At 50.6% G+C, this 17,695-nt stretch carries 18 protein-coding genes; 8 read left to right on the forward strand and 10 right to left on the reverse strand.

Translation table 11 applies throughout. The features are described from left to right. The first annotated feature begins 50 nt into the window (after positions 1-50). The 6 genes from LY264_RS25550 to LY264_RS25575 all read left to right on the forward strand — a co-directional run bounded on the left by LY264_RS25550 (position 51) and on the right by LY264_RS25575 (position 8,321). Positions 51-2,210: a DotA/TraY family protein gene (locus LY264_RS25550; protein ID WP_153754031.1), complete on the forward strand. Its 2,160-nt coding sequence runs from the start codon at positions 51-53 to the stop codon at positions 2,208-2,210. Between the two features lie 61 nt (positions 2,211-2,271). After that, positions 2,272-2,904 carry a plasmid IncI1-type surface exclusion protein ExcA gene (gene excA, locus LY264_RS25555; protein WP_153754030.1) on the forward strand — a complete coding sequence of 211 codons (633 nt, stop codon included), beginning with the start codon at positions 2,272-2,274 and terminating at the stop codon, positions 2,902-2,904. A gap of 310 nt (positions 2,905-3,214) precedes the next feature. After that, positions 3,215-4,423: a secretion/conjugation apparatus DotM-related subunit gene (locus LY264_RS25560; protein WP_153754029.1), complete on the forward strand. Its 1,209-nt coding sequence runs from the start codon at positions 3,215-3,217 to the stop codon at positions 4,421-4,423. A gap of 52 nt (positions 4,424-4,475) precedes the next feature. Then, on the forward strand, positions 4,476-5,675 hold the full coding sequence (locus tag LY264_RS25565; RefSeq protein ID WP_153754028.1) for a thioredoxin domain-containing protein: 1,200 nt from the start codon (positions 4,476-4,478) through the stop codon (positions 5,673-5,675). 3 nt (positions 5,676-5,678) lie between these two features. Beyond that, positions 5,679-7,979, forward strand: coding sequence for an F-type conjugative transfer protein TrbC (gene trbC, locus LY264_RS25570; protein ID WP_115490298.1), 2,301 nt, complete (start codon positions 5,679-5,681; stop codon positions 7,977-7,979). A 72-nt stretch (positions 7,980-8,051) separates the two neighbouring features. After that, complete coding sequence (locus LY264_RS25575; protein WP_115490299.1) at positions 8,052-8,321, forward strand: hypothetical protein; 270 nt, start codon at positions 8,052-8,054, stop codon at positions 8,319-8,321. A gap of 62 nt (positions 8,322-8,383) precedes the next feature. On the opposite strand, the gene LY264_RS25580 is transcribed toward LY264_RS25575, so the two are convergent. From LY264_RS25580 to mobA, 4 genes are all read right to left on the reverse strand, one after another. Continuing rightward, positions 8,384-8,899: a type II toxin-antitoxin system YafO family toxin gene (locus LY264_RS25580; RefSeq protein ID WP_167335593.1), complete on the reverse strand. Its 516-nt coding sequence runs from the start codon at positions 8,897-8,899 to the stop codon at positions 8,384-8,386. A gap of 20 nt (positions 8,900-8,919) precedes the next feature. Continuing rightward, on the reverse strand, positions 8,920-9,153 hold the full coding sequence (locus tag LY264_RS25585; RefSeq protein ID WP_040231217.1) for a hypothetical protein: 234 nt from the start codon (positions 9,151-9,153) through the stop codon (positions 8,920-8,922). A gap of 92 nt (positions 9,154-9,245) precedes the next feature. Beyond that, entirely contained in the window at positions 9,246-11,945 is a 2,700-nt protein-coding gene (locus LY264_RS25590) for a relaxase/mobilization nuclease domain-containing protein (RefSeq protein WP_153754027.1), read from the reverse strand. Positions 11,946-11,966: 21 nt separating this feature from the next. Then, positions 11,967-12,302 (reverse strand): plasmid mobilization protein MobA, encoded by a 336-nt coding sequence (gene mobA, locus LY264_RS25595; RefSeq protein ID WP_115490302.1) that lies wholly within the window; start codon positions 12,300-12,302, stop codon positions 11,967-11,969. 230 nt (positions 12,303-12,532) lie between these two features. Between mobA and LY264_RS25600 the strand changes: the two genes are divergently transcribed. Beyond that, positions 12,533-12,841, forward strand: a complete 309-nt coding sequence (locus LY264_RS25600) for a molybdopterin-guanine dinucleotide biosynthesis protein MobC (protein WP_115490312.1) — start codon at positions 12,533-12,535, stop codon at positions 12,839-12,841. A 79-nt stretch (positions 12,842-12,920) separates the two neighbouring features. On the opposite strand, the gene LY264_RS25605 is transcribed toward LY264_RS25600, so the two are convergent. From LY264_RS25605 to LY264_RS25615, 3 genes are all read right to left on the reverse strand, one after another. Further along, on the reverse strand, positions 12,921-13,754 hold the full coding sequence (locus LY264_RS25605; RefSeq protein ID WP_115490303.1) for a DUF932 domain-containing protein: 834 nt from the start codon (positions 13,752-13,754) through the stop codon (positions 12,921-12,923). A 406-nt stretch (positions 13,755-14,160) separates the two neighbouring features. Beyond that, entirely contained in the window at positions 14,161-14,730 is a 570-nt protein-coding gene (locus tag LY264_RS25610; RefSeq protein ID WP_115490304.1) for a DUF5983 family protein, read from the reverse strand. Between the two features lie 54 nt (positions 14,731-14,784). Then, a complete protein-coding gene (locus LY264_RS25615) occupies positions 14,785-14,931 on the reverse strand; it encodes a hypothetical protein (protein WP_048227658.1) in 147 nt (48 codons plus the stop codon). A gap of 754 nt (positions 14,932-15,685) precedes the next feature. Between LY264_RS25615 and LY264_RS25620 the strand changes: the two genes are divergently transcribed. Further along, positions 15,686-15,943 (forward strand): helix-turn-helix domain-containing protein, encoded by a 258-nt coding sequence (locus tag LY264_RS25620; RefSeq protein ID WP_040231225.1) that lies wholly within the window; start codon positions 15,686-15,688, stop codon positions 15,941-15,943. Here LY264_RS25620 and LY264_RS25625 read toward each other — a convergent pair. The 3 genes from LY264_RS25625 to LY264_RS25635 all read right to left on the reverse strand — a co-directional run bounded on the left by LY264_RS25625 (position 15,940) and on the right by LY264_RS25635 (position 17,676). Next, positions 15,940-16,242 carry a DUF957 domain-containing protein gene (locus LY264_RS25625; protein WP_040231226.1) on the reverse strand — a complete coding sequence of 101 codons (303 nt, stop codon included), beginning with the start codon at positions 16,240-16,242 and terminating at the stop codon, positions 15,940-15,942. The two genes, LY264_RS25620 and LY264_RS25625, sit on opposite strands and share 4 nt — an antisense overlap. A gap of 44 nt (positions 16,243-16,286) precedes the next feature. Further along, positions 16,287-16,778: an antirestriction protein gene (locus LY264_RS25630; RefSeq protein ID WP_115490306.1), complete on the reverse strand. Its 492-nt coding sequence runs from the start codon at positions 16,776-16,778 to the stop codon at positions 16,287-16,289. 79 nt (positions 16,779-16,857) lie between these two features. Then, positions 16,858-17,676 carry an N-6 DNA methylase gene (locus LY264_RS25635; RefSeq protein WP_087879592.1) on the reverse strand — a complete coding sequence of 273 codons (819 nt, stop codon included), beginning with the start codon at positions 17,674-17,676 and terminating at the stop codon, positions 16,858-16,860. Positions 17,677-17,695: the final 19 nt, after the last annotated feature.

A 17,695-nucleotide genomic window follows, 5' to 3' on the forward strand; every position in this document is an offset into this window, starting at 1 on the left:
CCTCTGCTCCATATCGCCATCCCGGCATTCATGTTTTATCCGGAGTTACCGTGAAAAATCTCATTCGTGCGCTTTGCGCAGGGCTGCTTATACCTGTTACGCCGGCACGCGCCGGTGTAACTTACGATGACATAGTCTCTGCTGCGACTAATGCACAGGACCTCTCCCGGCAGGCACTGGTCACTATCTTCGGCGACGTGGTACTGGACCCTCTCGCCGCCGGTAATACCACGATGATCGGGAATCTGTTTGCGCTGTTTAACGGAATTATTGCCGTCCTTGCCGTCGTCTGGTTTGTGATTATTGGCCTGAAGCACATCAACAAAACGGGGCATCAGGGAAAGGTATTCAGTGGTGATCGCGATATCACCAGTACACTGAGCACCGTCTCAGGATTTTTGATGATTATCCCGACAGCCAATGGCTGGAGCATGTCTCAGCTCATCATCCTCTGGGGCGCATCGATTATGGGCGTGGGCTCTGCCAACCTGATGGTGTCCAAAGCTGCAAATGATATTGCCAGCGGCTACTCCCTGACGGTACAGCCCACTCAGGCCTCGACCCGCACATCTGCACGCGGTATTTTTGAGATGCAGCTGTGCAAATACGCCATCAACACGGCACTGGACGATTACAGCAGCACTGCCAATTCCACCACAGCAAAAATGACGGAGATATTCGGTTCGTCTGGAGGAAATTATACCTACCGGGTCACTAACGGCAGTGGAGTGTGTGGCACAGCGACAATCCCGGAACAACAGAAATCGGGCTCCTCGTCTGGCTCCGGGAGCTTCTTTAACCCCTTCAGTAATAGCGACACACGAGAAGTCGTGGACGCACAAAACAAAGCAATGGAAGCCATGATCCAGGATATGGACAGTGCGGCCAGCGAGTTTGTGACAGGGTTTATGAATAAGCGAACGACCGGCAGCGGCACACTCCCGGATATCGAAACCCGCATTCAGCGGGCTGCCAGCAACTATGAACAAACGGTCCAGCGCGCGCTGCCGGCACAGAATGAGCAGAATGGCATTCAGGATGCAGTCAGGAATTACCTCGACACATACGGCTGGGCGGCTCTCGGTGCCTGGTACCAGACTTTCGCCACGGCCAACCAGCGCCTGACTGAAGTTGCCAGTCGCGCACCAGCGACCAGTGGGATGTCCTCTTTAGGGGAAATTGGTAGCGGTGATCTTTTCAGCGCGTTAATGAGTACCTATCGAACTCAGTTGCAGAACTCCAGCTATGCTCCCCCTGCAGGTACAACAACATCGAAAAATGAGTTAAGCGCATCAGAGGGTAATGACCCCAATAGCATACTCATGAACTCCATTACCCCATTTTTCGTAAGCTTAACAAGCAATATTGCAACAAATTATAGTGGGACTGGTACTACAACAGGACAAGTAAACCCTTTAGTTAAGATGAAAAACGTTGGGGATTATACTCTTGTTGCAGCTGAGGGGACTTTGACAGCTTACACCATCCTACGTGCTGCGGTTGCAGGGGGGGAATCATCGCTTCTTGGAAAAGTTGTCGATATGACAGGGGTAATTAGTGCTGTAGATAAAGGGCTTGATGCCATTTCCCCAGCTGTTTACTTCTTGTTATTACTTATGTTTAGCGCTGGATTTACACTTTCAATTTACTTGCCATTTATTCCGTTTATCTACTGGATGACTGGTATTGGTAACTGGATAGTAAGTGTTTTGGTAGGTTGTGCAGCTGGACCTCTGTGGGGGGCCACACATCTGGGTACGTCTCAGGATAGAGGTAGTCGTGCAGCATATGGTTACATCTACTTTATCGATACCATGATTCGTCCCTCACTCATGGTTTTTGGATTTTTCTTTGCTTCCGTTGCTATTGTTGCGACCGGAACTATCCTTCATGCACTCTTTGGCGCCGCGCTGGTCAATGTTCAAGCCAACTCGTTGACAGGGTTATTCAGCATGGCCGGTTTTTTAATGATTTATGCTCGAATTTGCACGACACTTGTATCTAGTATATTTGCATTGCAGGCCTATTTACCTGACTACGTCATTTCCTTCCTTGGTGGTCGGGATGCTGCCAATACCCTTGGAAGTATGGCAGGTTCAGTGAAAGATATGTTTGTAGCCGGTGGGCGAAATATACGCCATACACCTGGAGTTAATACTAAGGGAATGAATGGTCCTGGTGAAAATAATAATGATGGAATAAAAAGCTAATGAGTGGACATCTATACAGTATCGCTATAATATAGATAACAAAACATAAGGAGGGTTGACTATGAAAGATAGATTCCCTAAGTGGTGGGTTTTATACTCTGTAGCAAAATCATTATTTTTGAAGTTTGGCATTATCTCATTCGTGCTGATCTTCTTGCTTTGCTCACTTTCTATATCAATGGATGAGTTTGTTCGTGCAGAGGCGTATCTATACGCATTAACGAGTTGCTTTCTGTTAGTCACTCCGTTTGCTATCAATTATGCTATAGCCAATAAACGTAAGAAAAAGATCCTTGCTGTTATTGAGAAAATCAAGGAAACAGGGCACTTTAACCCAGCAAGCAGTTCAGAAGTCTGGCTCTTCTGGCAGAGTACCTACCTGGGTTTCGACTTCCAGCAGGGAACGTTTTTGTTCATCCGAATCTATCCAGGTAACGTCATGGATGTCATTGGTTTCGATGCTTACAGCCTTACCAGTACACAGGTTGAAGATTCAAAGTTGCGCCTGTTCACAAAGTTCACATCGTTACCGATGATTCCTATTGATACCGGCGCTGCATCCAATATTGCTAACCATTTGCACGCAATGAACAATAAAGGGTACAGCTATAACTTTAACTTCAACGATGTCGTGAATAAAAAACGTGCCGAGATCGAAGCTCTGACAGGACTACCAGTTCCCGTTCTTGCCTGAAACACATCAACCACCCTCCAATAAATAGCCGGTTTAATTACCGGCTATTTTTATTTGCGTAGATCATTGCCCTGAAAATTCACCATAAAACAGACAATGATAATAAAACAACAATCAAGCTCCTTATTGATCACCACTCAAATAAAGGAGATCCATATCAGATCCACAATAATTTAATATTTGACCAATCAATATATTTTCACCTTCCGTTGTCACCAGTAAACACGCCTGCAGACTTTAGATAAGCCCAGGCGTTGTTGCCCTCTTTTATTCAGTTAGTCTTCATCGTTCTTATTTAGGGAGTTTATCCATGACATCCGCTCGCGCGGGAATGACTGACCCGCTTGAATTTCTCGGCGCCCTCGCCATCCTGGGTATTATGATTCTGCTTGTCGCATGGCTGTATCTGCCCGAGTTTGTGTACTGGTCATGTTTTATTTTGCATATCCTGTGGGGGATGGCGGACTTTGGCCCCTTCCACACCTGGGCCGCGCCGCGCTATAACCTGCTGGCCGTCACCGCCAACAATGCCGAATACGTCACGTACGATCAGTGGATCAATGTGATGAAGCAAACGACGGGGATCTTGATGATATTCCTCATTCCCCTGTCCACCGCATCCCTGTGGAGCTGGTTACACCATCCAGCCCGCAACTGGCAAACACGACGGGTACTCAACATAAGTACATTGCCGTTCGCCATGGAATCTATTTCTCCTGCAATTGCCCCCATCCTTAATGAGGGAGATGCCAGTCGCCTCTTACTGGATAAACGTCGTCCGGAAAGACGTCCGGCACAAACCCCGGAGGGTTTTGCAGAAGAACATCAACTCATCAGTAACATGCAGCTCGATGTTGCCCGCTGCCGCGCGGTTTTCATGGCGCAGCTGGGACGCCCTCTGAATGGATGGAAAAGCCTCGCGCCTCACGAAAAAACGCTGTTCGCAATCTTCGGCCTTCAGTTTTTCCTGGACGATCGCCCGGCCGCAACAGCGCTGATGGATGACCTGAACCGTTCCTGCCGTCTCAAAAGTCGCCGCGATAAGGGTAAATTTTCAGTACCAGTCTATGCGCTGGCCCGAACAGCCTTTAAGCGTGTCATCCAGAGTGAAGGAGCGAAACAGTGGCTGCATGAACATCATTACGTCAGAAGTGGCATGGTCTGGCTGTACGCACATGATTTACGACTGACACCACCTAACTGGTTATGGCTCAAGGGAGTGGACCGCCCCCTCTTCTATGCCCTGCACCGGGCAAACACCACCAAAGGATTTATTGAAGGAGCGGGTATCGTCGCCGTCGCCCGCACCGAGAGTGAGGCTATACGACTTGGCCTGCCCTGCCCGCAAGCCTGCGTCGATGAAGCCATTGAGGGGCTGCGCATCGATATGCTGTCCCTGGGTCTAATCTGGGATGAACCTCAGCCAGATCGAGACCGCAAGCGTCGCATCCGGACCAACTGGTCACTGACGGAAGATGTCATCACTCGCCCGGGAGGCGACGATGATCCCATCTTCTGAAAATCCGAACATATCTAACGCGAATTAACATACCGTCTACTGGAGTCTCCTTATGTCACAGAAAAGCACCTACACCACCTTTCGTTGTAACGATTTCATTTACGACACAATTGTGGTTTTACATCAAAGCGGAGACGGCGATCCTCAGGCCCTGCTCATATTCCGCGAACCACAGCGTATGGCCATTCATGATAAAAAACTCATTGCCTTTTATGAGCTTTCAAAAGAAGCCGTGACACTTCTTGATGACCCGATGCACGATGCGGTAGAAGTCTTCAACACCATTGCACTGCAACTCAAAACTCAGAGTAAGGCGGTGATAAAACGGCGAATTAAAGCCCTTGTCCTGTTTGTTGGCGGTGCGTTGATTGCGTCCTCGTTATGGTTCATGGGTACAAGCAACCATACCTCACTTAATTTCAGTGGCACAGAACTGACAATACCTGAAGGGCCTGTCCCTGTTCAGCCACGACAGTCTGCCGCTATTCAGGGACAACCTAAAATGACGGTTCTCCCGTCGACTGACAATACAGTCAGCCACGCTGTACAGGCTGAATCCGCCAACATGCAGAATATTATGAAGGAAAGCCATGAATCCTTGCCGGCCTCTCCTGCTGAAGCATTGCAGACGGCAGCAACACCGATAACTCCACCCACGCCAGTAACAACAGAAGCGACGGAACAGTCAGCCCGACAGAAGATGGTAGCCATACTGAAGCGCAGCGCCGATCGGGGTCTGTTCACAATCCCGCTCTCAACCGGGCATGAACGTACGCTGTATGCATTCCTCGATCCAACCTGTGCGGTTTGCAAAAGCATGGAACCAGAGATCGAACAGCTGGCACAACATTACAACGTGATCATTTTTCCTGTATCTGTAGTCAATGACGGTGGCGATGCCGTAGATAAAATCGTTCCGGTATTGTGCGAGAAAGACCTGACTGCCCGTGCTGTAGCATGGAGCGATCTTTTCCGCCCGGACGCTGGCATGCAGGTTCCTGGACAGGCGGCCTCTCAACAGGTGAGTTCAGACTGTTCCGTGTCGTCTCAAGCCGTAGTGGCCGTAAACGATACAGGCTTCCGCGCATTTGGTTTCTCAGGTACGCCGACAGTGCTGACTGACACAGGCATTCGCCTGGCAACAGGCATGCTGGCCGCACCAGATAAAATTGCTCACTTCATGAAAATTACCGATCCAATGACACAAGAACAGGTCGACCGTTTTGTGAGTTCCCTTAGCATCCAGGAGTAACCCATGAATAATACGCCCGTAAATCAGGCGCTAATGAAGCGCAACGCCTGGAATTCCCCTGTTCTTGAGCTTATGCGCGACCACCTGCTGTATGCCGGAATTATGGCTGGAAGTGTAGTGGCGGGTTTTATCTGGCCACTCGCCATACCGCTCTTTCTTTTGCTGGCCATAGTGGCCAGCATCAGCTTCGGTACCCACCGCTGGCGCATGCCGATGCGAATGCCAGTCCACCTCAATAAAGTAGATCCGTCTGAAGACAGGAAGGTACGACGCAGTTTTTTCAGAGCATTTCCCTCACTGTTTCAGTACGAAACAACGCAGGAAAGCAAAGGTAAGGGGATATTCTACATTGGCTATAAGCGAATGAATGATATCGGACGCGAGCTGTGGCTCACCCTTGATGATCTGACCCGCCATGTAATGTTCTTTGCCTCGACCGGTGGCGGGAAAACCGAAACCATCTATGCGTGGATGCTTAATTCATTTTGCTGGGGACGGGGATTCACCTTTGTTGACGGCAAGGCGCAGAACGACACGGCACGCACCTGCTACTATCTGGCTCGCCGCTTTGGGCGTGAGGACGATGTGGAGTACATCAACTTCATGAACAGCGGCATGTCCCGCAGTGAGATGATCCAGAACGGAGATAAAAGTCGGCCACAGTCTCACCAGTGGAACCCCTTCTGCTATAGCACTGAGGCCTTTGTTGCTGAGACGATGCAATCAATGCTGCCAACCAACGTACAGGGTGGAGAATGGCAGTCCAGAGCTATTGCAATGAACAAGGCGCTGGTCTTTGGCACAAAGTTTTACTGTGTCCGTGAAAACAAAACCATGTCATTGCAGCTGCTCCGCGAGTTTATGCCGCTGGAGAAACTGGCCGGGCTTTACTGCCGTGCCGTGGATGATCAGTGGCCAGAAGAAGCTGTCTCTCCACTCTATAATTATCTGGTAGATGTACCGGGTTTCGATATGGCCACCGTGCGCCAGCCTTCAGCCTGGACAGAAGAGCCGCGCAAGCAGCACAGCTACCTGACGGGCCAGTTTCTGGAAACCTTCAACACATTCACCGAAACGTTCGGCAATATCTTCGCTGAGGATGCCGGCGACATCGATATTCGTGACAGTATTCACAGCGACCGCATACTCCTGGTGTTGATCCCGGCCATGAACACGTCGCAGCACACAACCTCTGCACTGGGGAGAATGTTTGTTACCCAGCAGAGCATGATCCTGGCCCGGGACCTTGGACACAAGCTGGAGGGACTGGACTCCGAAGCGCTTGAAATCACCAAATACAAAGGCAAATTCCCCTACATGAATTATCTCGATGAGGTGGGAGCCTACTACACTGAGCGAATAGCCGTTCAGGCTACACAGGTACGCTCTCTTGAGTTCGCACTAGTAATGATGAGTCAGGACCAGGAGCGAATTGAAAACCAGACCTCAGCGGCCAACGTTGCAACCCTTATGCAGAACGCAGGCACCAAAATCGCCGGTAAAATCGTGAGTGATGATAAGACGGCAAAAACAATCAGTAATGCTGCAGGACAGGAAGCCCGGGCGAACATGGTCAGTCTGCAGCGACAGGAAGGTATCATTGGCACCTCCTGGATCGATGGCGACCACATCAATATCCAGATGGAGAACAAAATCAATGTGCAGGATCTGATTAAGCTGCAGCCGGGTGAGAACTACACGGTGTTTCAGGGCGATCCGGTTCCCGGAGCATCTTTCTACATCGAGCCTCAGGACAAAACCTGCAATGCGCCCGTCATTATCAACCGGTATATCACGATTAACCCACCGACCCTAAAACACCTGCGCAGACTTGTCCCGCGTACCGCACAGCGCCGTCTTCCGGCACCGGAGAACGTCAGCAGAATCATAGGTGTTCTGACAGAAAAGCCGTCACGCCGGCGTAAAGCGGCCAGAACTGAACCCTGGAAGATAATCGATACCTTTCAGCAGCGTCTGGCCAATCGCCAGGAAGCGCACAACCTGATGACAGAATATGACATGGACCACCGCGGGCGGGAAGAAAATCTCTGGGCAGAAGCGCTGGAGATAATCAGCACAACCACGATGGCGGAACGTACAATCCGCTACATCACGCTCAATAAACCTGAGTCGGAATCGGCGGAAGTAAACGCAGAAGACATTCAGCTGGCACCGGATGCAATATTGAGAAACCTGACACTCCCACAACCCGCGAGTGTTCCTCCGGCCCGGCATCGAAACGAGCCATTAATCCCCCCTAAACAGACAGATTCACCACAGCCAGATATGGAATGGCCAGAGTGACAGATCAAAAATTTGTCGGCTTTCAGGAACTGCTGCCGATAATCAAAATGATATAGCATGAAAGGAAATGAAATGAAGAAACTAATATTTGCCGCACTCTTTGGTTTTTCAGCCGTTGCCGCTGCAGCGCCCCAACCTGTTGTAGACGCCAATGCCGTGGCGCAACTGACTGAAATCCGTAGCATCCTCCTCTCGAACCAGCAGAAAGTGTACTCCTGCTCGGATGGCGAAAAAATTTATACTGTCGGACTGCACATAAAACATGACGGTTCGGAATACAAATGTGTTTTAAAGAATGACCATGCTGAATGGGAAGTCGTCCCGCGCATTGTATTCAACTAAAAAAGGCCGCGAAAGCGGCCTTTTTTGTTTCTGGCAAATGAACAGGTTTTTACTAAAAAAAATCAGCTTCTTACGCCAGTAGTTTGAAGTCGATAGCCCTCAGCACGTTTGGAAAGCGTTCCTTTAGTGTTTTCTTCACTTTGAAAAGAATGACCATCAGGTTCTTCAATAAATTTAAGGACATAAAAATAGTGAACATTTTGATGCTCAAAGTAGGAGTAAAACATAAGGCTATCACTACTTCTTTTAGACTGTTCACTCTGCTTCCAGCGATTGATATCCCAGTCATTCGTGCCGTCAAAGACATGCAAATGATGGAGTTTTTCACGCTTCGCTATCGGCTTGGGGAAAAAATTAGGCAAATCTTTACCAAACAAGTCAACTGCAGTAAGAAACTCCATTTGCACATGGTCTTGAGGGCGAGGAATATTACCGAGATCCGCACTTATTGTTTTGTATTCAATGAAATCTTTGTAAATGTCCTGAAAGTCATTAAGGCGTTCTTCAGGAATATCCAGCTTAGCATCTACGGCAAAGACAAGCTTGTGCCCATCACCTGAAGTTGATTCCATTCTCATACAACTTACATCCATGAGGTTTATGCCTTGTGCAATTTTCGCTCTGGTTTGATAGTCCCCTGGGCAGAAGGAACTCGCAACTGACGAACAGCCGCAGCTAAGCGGAGCATTTTTTCATTACTGGCGTCACCGACACCGGGTCTTTGTTTAACAGCCATTTTCACTATCTCCTTGCCGTTTTTTACGGCTATCAGGCTGGCCTGACAGAACTTAACCTCAAGAGATGAAGTTCTTTTATGCACTAATAATAGCATACCTCCCCCTCCAGGCATCAAGCTGTTTACGAAACATACGTTACGCGCTAAAGGGCGGGCTCTTACGCACAAATAGATAGGAATTTTAATCTTTACAGCGGTGAAGGCGGCTTCCAGCTTGACCCAGGCTCATTACGCGCGGGTTCCGAATTACTAACCTGACTCATCGTTTCAGAAAAACGAATTTCACTTTCAACACGTACCTGGTCGACGTCCGGCCGCGAGATCTGGTATTCACCTTCATCACGGTGATTCACATTGTGCCATGCCACCATTTTGGCAAATGCCGTATTGAACTGTTCATCATTCCCTTCTGGTGCCATCGCGACGGTCGGAGAACGGCTGAAGAGAACCGGTGCGACCTTGATCATATCCCGCTTAAGCGCATCATAATCGCCGGTGTTTCGGAAAATAACCCTGTCGCCATAGTCGGTACAAATGTGACGACCTGTCTCCGGATCACGGAACTGGACGCGACCATTTTTCTTCAGTGAAGCCTGCAGGCCAGGAACACCGGAATATATCGGTGTTCCGCCAGGTTCACAAATAACAACACATCTGCTGTCTGTCGTGGCTTTCACCGCATTACCACGACGATCCCTGTAATCCCATCCTCTCAGCTGCGATATCGCAGCCTTGTCACCTTTCACCGCTTCTGCTTCCACCCACTGCCGGTAAGACGGCGGATACCATTTCCCCTGTCCAATGAGTTCAGCACGTTCAGCCTTCATAGCTTCTTTCAGCGTAATCAGTGCCTGCATGCGTTGCAGTTCTGCAATATGGTAATGCAGCTTCCTCACCAGAGGGTCACGATGTTCGATGCGGATGCGCGCTTTACGTATCCGGCATTCATCATGAATCACCTGGTAGCGTTCACGACCATGCAAATCAGGACGCTGCCAGTTAGCCCGCCAGGCAGCATAGCGGGCTTTCAGATCTTCTCTCGCAGCTGCGCGCGCTTCACGGCGCTGGCGACGCAATTCAGGATCACGCTTCATGCCCGGAATATCACGATCACTCACGGCCAGCTCAGGGTTGTAACGGCTTACTGGCTTAATACGTTTAAAGATGTCTGCCGGAACCGGAACAAACGAACCTGCATGAGGTTCCGCACGCGCGAGCGTCAGATCAGGATGAACATGACTTGCCTTAACAGGCGTCTGTTCGCGATTGTAAGCATCCATGACTACCAGCCCCTGCTGCTCACGCACTAACAGCAACCCTTGTTTCGCGAACTGCTCATGACAGCGTTCCCAGGAAAAATGTTTACTGCTGATCAGCGTTTCAATCTCCTGACGACAGTGCGAAATCGCATAGCCCCAGAGGCTTTCCTTGTCGGAGAAAATCTCACGTTTCAGTGCTCCCTGCGGGCCCGAACCTGTACGCAGTTTACGCCATTCCCGATCGGAAACCGGAGTGGGTTCCAGACCGCCGCCGGTGAACTGCTCTGCAGGTGGAACCTGCTGGAAAATGTCTTTCGGTACCGGCTGCCAGCCACCTTTATACGAGTTCAGGACTGCTTTCGTCAGCGCTGGCCACACACGTTCTGCCCTGACGGGGGTGCGCGTTGGATCATATCCATCACAGATAACCAGTCGGTCATGTTGTTCTTTCAGATACAAACCAGACTGTGCCAGAAGCGTATGTACAGACTGTATAGTTCGCTGAGACGGGTCCTGATCAAGCGCAATCAGCGGTGCACGTAAACGGGCAATCGCATAGTCAGATAAGGATTCTTTCTCTGTCATACGTTCAGGACGCGACGACACAATAATCTTGTCTGGTTCGTAGCGACCCACAGCCGGAACTTGCGCAAAAATATCCTGTGCAGGTGGAATAAACTCACCCATTTTACGAATAAGTTTATCGGTATCGAAGGCGTGACCAAATGCAGAAAGCGTAACGCCAGGGCGTTCTCTGTTCCAGCCATCCTTCACTTTAAGCTCACCGTTATCCGCTGACAGGAACAAACCTTCTTTCGCAAAACGCTGATGGAGAGAGGACCAGCCGGTCACAGGGGATTCCCGCAGACTGGCAATTGCCGTATCGGCAACATACTCTTTCAGGCTCTGATTACGCCCCCGGGTCCAGGCACTTTGACGATCGCGTTCAACAGAAGTACGGCGAACGATACGGTTATCAGGCGCGATCACATAGCAACCATTATCCGGTGCGAAGCCATGCTTCAGTTCCAGTTCACGACAGGCCTTATGGAGTTTTTCCTGACTGTAGGAAAGCCAGTTAAGATAGCCCGTTCCAGGATGAACACGGTTCACTGCAACGTGGACATGAAGATTATCGGTGTCTGTGTGTATCGCAGCAACGAACTGATGGTCGCCCATACCCAGTCTTTTCAGGGAATGTCTGACTGAGTCATAAACCTGTTCAGGACGCGGACTTTCGTGTGATTGCCATGAAAGAAGATAATGGAAAACCGGGTCAGAGTTGCTGCGAGAATGCTTTGCCTGTCGTGCCGTAAATTCCATTTCTTCCGCAGCTGTTTCGATAGACGTACAGTTATGAAAGCAGGTTACACCGTAAAAATTCACCCATTCCCCGCCGTCCGGCATCACATCAACCAGCGAGATAAACGACTCATCGCGCAGCTTGGTGGCGTAGTCAACCAGACGGGAAAATCGGCTACTGTGCGGCATTTCCGGTCTGGTACCGGAGGCTTTCACAGCGTCCATTAAATCATCATCGCGCGGTTCATCACGCACGGAAACGTAAGACACCAGGTCCCCAAAGGAGGACTTTCCGTCTTGCCGTTTCGGTGGAATAACCGGGATCATGATGCTCTTCTTCTCTCCGCTCTAGTCGTTGCTCATCAGCTTTTTTCTGAGCGTGGTGGACAGTTCTGTTATTGCGACAAGAACCGTGGAGTATTCTTTATCCCCGACCCTTTTTCCTTCAACAAACAGATGCTTTTGCAGTCTTCCCAGCCTCAGTAGCTCCGTCATAAAGCTGTCGTCGATAACCGGAGTAACTTTTCTGTTCATCGCAGCATTTCGGATATAAGCCGAGATGCTTTGCCCAGTCGCTTCCGCTTTCCGTTCAATCTCTTCGATTTCATCGGGCGTGAATCTCAGGGTTCTGATCACGGTTTTCTGCCGTTTATCACTTCCCCTTCGGGATACTTTGTCGCTCATGCGTGCTCCTTACTCGGGTGTCGGGGCGGAGCCCTGACCAGGTGGTGTTTGTAATATCGTGCGCGCGCGGTATTACAAACACACATCCTGTCCCGTCTTTAGACCCAGTATACGCTTCGCTGCTGTTTTCGCCTAGTGGCAATTTGACGGCATCGGCAGTGCGGAGCACTGCCACTTTTATGGAAGAACTGATATGATTTTCAGGATTTTAAATATTTATGAGGTTTTCTATGAGCAGGAAGAATTTTTATTCAGACGAAGATATTGCACTGGCAAGAGAGGCGCTTTCCGGACTTCCTGATTTAACGCCTCAGAGAAAAACACAGAAAGAATTTCTGGACGGCATTAAGGATATGCTTCTGGCACTGATAAGAACAAAAGGATACACAGTGTCTGACATTAAAGAGACATTAAAATCCAGTGGTTATGAAATCAGTGAAAAGGCGCTGCGTGAATTAATCCGCGATGCAGGAAAAGCGAAAGACGGAAGGAAAGCAACCAGAAAACCGGCCGTAAAGACGGAACCTCTTCAGGAGTAACAGGCGCAGAATATTTTGTTACCTGCCGGACGATCCTGTGCAGACAGATTCGATACCTGTCTGCACCATTTTATCCCGGTCAGGATTTGAGTTCTTTCATCATTTCTGCCATTCCCCACAAAGCACGGTTAAGTTTGACATCCCCGTCAATGCCGGTCACAGCACGCGTGCGTTGCCTTTTCCCCTGCGCCGTTCTCCCCAGAAGGCCACCCTTCGTCATGTTCTCCTGAACACGCTGATACGTCGTCCAAAGGTCATTGGACTTGTCTTCATTGCGGCGAATGTTGAGTAAATCGGATGGTGCCAGTGGGATGTGCTTTCCTTCGGAATTTTCATCATAACGCCAGCCCAGCGCTGTCTGTGCAAAAATTTCCTGCTCCTCGCGTGTCAGCGCTGTACCTTTCATAATTTCTCTCGACTCGGTGATTTCGTCGAAAATCCCCAGAACCTCGTATGCCCCTTCTATGACCTGTCCCACGACATCACCTTTGTGCGGAACCCGGACCTCCCCGAACGTCTGCCCGCAAATCATCCCGTTGGTGCAGACGAACCGGAACATTCCCGGAATCATCTGGTAGCTGCTGCTGCCATCATGACTGTTCAGAAGAATAATTTCCGGCACTTCTTTACCAGTAATCTGCCCGGCCCGACGCAGACGCATCATATGTTTGGTGTGACCCCGTTTACCCTCATCGCGGGTACGTGTCTGGCAGGCAAAGAACGGCAGGAAACCTTCTTCGCGCAATTTTTCCAGAACGGTAATCGTTGGAATGTACGTGTAGCGTTCGCTACGTGAATCATGTTTGTCCTCGGAGAAAATACTCGGAACAACATGCATCAGTTCATCGTTCGTCAGTGGACGCTCGCGACGGATGACATTCATTGATGCAAAACGAGATGCTAAACGGGCCATAGTGATTCTCCTCATGATGATAAAAAAATTGCTTCTGCCGTCGCCTTTTTGATGATGATTCACCATCGCGGGTGGCCGTTCCCGTGATAAAGCGAACGGCCTGACCTGCAAGGAGGAGATGCAAGGGTGCAGCAGGAAGCCGCAGCGCAAGCGACCAGAGGGAGTGCGAACGGGTGAGTGATGTCCCCTTTCATAGACTCCGGGTCGGGCCAGAGTCTTTCACGGGTAAGGCAGCACGCGGTGAGCAAAGTACTCAAAAGGTGAAGCTGGAATTAAGCCAGCGGGCGAAGCCCGTTTCCTTTCTGGGGCCGGTAGCGGCCCCAGTCAGGGCGGCGCTGACGGAACGGCAGCTGCAAGCCCGTGCGCCGGAGATGGGGAATTATGACCGGCTCTTCCGGGCGAATACTTACCATTCAAAAACAGGTGCGCCTTCCACATGATCGCCCACGGCAGAGAAGTGGATCATGCTGACATCGGCCTGACGAATTGCGCAAAAGATGAATGCACGTGTGGTTCTCGAAATACCCATTTTTTTCAGTCTGTGTAACGGGTTAGTAACAGCATCGAGCCGAATCAGGTAGCCCACTCCGGTATTCATTAACCACCCGCTGTCTTCATCCCAGAACACGATGTTGTCGAGAATATTATGATCTTCCAGTGTGATGTGATTGATGCAACACTCCAGGACAGGGCGCATCATCATGCGTGAAAGCACAACACGAGGTCCCCATTTCAGAGAGTCGGTAACATCGTTCCATGACCACTCTTCATCATCAGGAACGGGAAGCGTCAGCAACCTGAAAGGTACACCAATTTTTTCTGCAAGAATTTCTCCCATTCCGATAACAGGATCATCACGTTCATTAAGGTCACAGCACGCAATAAATTCACCGTTCAGGTAAATGGCTTCCTCGCCGTTATCAAGCTGAATAGCTGTTACACCGAGTGGCGCATTTTGTAGATAATATTTTGTCATTGGTTATTCTCCGCTATGGCGCTCAAAAGCCGCCCCGTTGCGGGGCGGCGGCTGTCAGATGTAGCCCAACTCGGCGTTCACGGTAGTCATGAACTGCTGCCAGTATTCAAATCGCAGCGCAGGTACATGCGCGCGGCGGCCACTCTTCAGGGCGTTTACAAACGCCTTCGCCTGTGCGACTATTTGCGGGTCGAAAATCATAGTTAACTCCTTTGGTTTTGATGAGGACCAGTTGCATCTGGTCTGGAAGAAGCAGAGTTCGCGCTCTGCTTTTTTATTGCCTGTGATCCGGCAATCCTTTCTGCGTCGATGACGCAAGCCTTCAGTTGTTCACCCCCGGCTCCTTCTGCCGTCTCTTTTTTCTTCGGCTTCCGGGCCAGAACGAAACGCCCTCATTGCGCAGACGATCCGGCAGCGCCCGAAAGAGGCTGCAAGGGTTAAGGACTTATTTTTTCTGTGTCACACCGGAAAAAATCAGGCCTTAAGCAGCTCTGCTGCGACCCTTTCAGACGCTTACGGGAGATGCCAGTCTGCATCAGCAATGAGAGGCTTTCGTGCGTGCGGAGGGGAAAAAGGACGGCAGAAGAAGCCGGTGAAGCCGGCTTTCCTTAGCGGACGCCAGCGGCGGCCAGTGAAAGCGGCGCGGCCGGAACGGTCGCAGCAAGCGCGGGGTTGCCGTTCGACATCGGACACTAGCGAATAGCCCGAAACCGCTTGCGGGTTCGGCGGGGCCTGGCCGGTGCGTCAGCAGCTGCCCGGCGGAGTGTGGCCTGACGACCCGGCGCGCTGGCGCGACGGGGAGCCGAAGGGGGCGCGCCTTTCGCATTTTCCTTTCTCTTTTCGCTGTCAATTTCAACATCAAAAAAAGTGCAATATCTGCACCTTTTAACCTTCAAAAAAACCATAATTTCATTATAAAATAAGTGCAATTTCTGCACTTTTTTAAGGATAAATAATGACAGGTTACGAGCTTCGACTCTGGAGAAAAGGCCTCGGCTGGAGCCGTGACAAGGCGGCTGAACAACTGGATATCAGCCTGCGAACCTATAAAGACTACGAAAACGCGCCCCGCCTGAAACGCAGCATTGCGCTGGCAACAGTGACGCTATCACTACAGGACCAGCTGCCCCGATTCAGACAGAACCGGACCAGCGGCGACAAAATGCGTGAAATGCTCAATGTGATGATCGATGATGCGATCCATCCGGATTAACGGCCCTTCCCTGCGGGCCTCCCCTGCAACGTGTCCTGCACATATTTTTGCGCCATATTCCAGACTCGCGCTTCATCTTTGCTCAGTTCCTCTGAATCAATGGCTTCACAAGTATAGTAAGCATCCCATGGCGGCGGATGACTGACAGCTTTGGGCATATTCAGCAGTTCAACCGCCGCGCGAACTGACGGAAGCACATCACCCGAATCGATCCCTTCATCAAAAATTATCTCTGTGCCCATCGCCACGTTATCCTCCAGCCACGCCAGCAGGATTTCCAGTTTGTGGGGTTTGCTCATACGTCCTCTTTCGGTGTGGCCCGGCAATCGCCGGGCCTGATTTTTCAGTCAATGGCCCGGTAAATCAGATCGCGTTCCGGGTGTTTGATGATGCTGATATAGTCCTTCAGCGCGTCCTGACGGTCGACAAGGCCCTGACAGACTCTGGCCATCTCCGGCCCCATCTCGAAAACCTGCCAGTTGAGGCGGTTCAGGCACATCAGGGTTGCAATGATCCCGGTGGCCTCCGCTGAAACCTCAGCATCGAAGTAATTTCCCGGCATGGTCACGTGATACACCCCTTCCGGCGGTACCAGATATCCGGTCGGGCGGGTAATACAGTCCTCAGTCCATCCGTCAATTCGACCGCTGATACCACGCGGAACGGCAAAGTAACGCCAGAAACCTCCTTCATACTGGCTATGTACCTGTAACCAGGAGGCGACCAGCTGGTCGCCCTGCGGCGTGAAGAATAATTCTGGAATAAAGGCCAGACGCTGGCGCGGGTCAGTGATTTCAATGCTGGCAGTCGGGGCAATCATTGTGGAAGTCATCATTATTCGGCTTTCCTTAGCGGCCGCCAGTGGCGGCCAGTTTAAGTGGCGCTGCCGGAACGGCAGCTGCAAACGCTATGTGTCAGGCGGCATTATCGAGGCCGTACATAAAGTCCTTCATTGCTTTCATGCGCCTCTGGAACTCCAGCTTGTTTTTAAAGTCGTTCCAGTAATAAACCGGGGTATAGCGCACACGATGCAGGTTCATTGTCAGCGTGTTGCCTGTGATAACTTCCGCCGGGATACCCAGTAACGAAAGCTGAACAAACGCCATATCGGCGGCGATCGGGTCAATATCGATACAACTTCCGAACATGTGATTCGAATGGTCATATCCGGCATCTAACAGGCATTCGGCATAGGCGATAATCATCCCCGCCGCGCCGCTCGCGGGGTCACTGACGGTGACAAAACCCTCGCGGCGGATCGACTCTTTCACGCCGGGCATCATCATTCGCGCCATCATCGACTGAACAGAATACGGCGTGAAGTATTGCCCCATGCCATTAGATCCCAGCTCCAGCTCCATGAAAATCGCGCCGAGAAAATCATGAAATTTGGCATCGAGCGCGCATACCATCAGGATGAACAGCTCATGCATTTTCTGAATATCTGCGGCCTCGTAGCGCTCGCAGATTTTGCGGCTACGCTCGATATTCTCCGGTGTAAGAATCCGCGCCAGATCCAGCTCACTGGCAGAAAGCGTGATGAAATCGCAGAACACATCCCAGCGGCGCATATAACGCGCGGTATCGTTAAACAGGCGGATAAACTGCTTACGTGCTGCATCGACGTGCATCAACCCGATAATCGGCTTCTTTTTGGAAACCGGAACAATTGGAATAACGTTGTCAGACTCACGCGCCTGGTTGAAAAATTCTGCAAAACTCAGTTGTGACATAGTTCCCCCTGCTTGCCGC

Origin of the sequence: Citrobacter portucalensis (assembly GCF_023374935.1) — a bacterium.
Lineage (GTDB): Bacteria > Pseudomonadota > Gammaproteobacteria > Enterobacterales > Enterobacteriaceae > Citrobacter > Citrobacter portucalensis.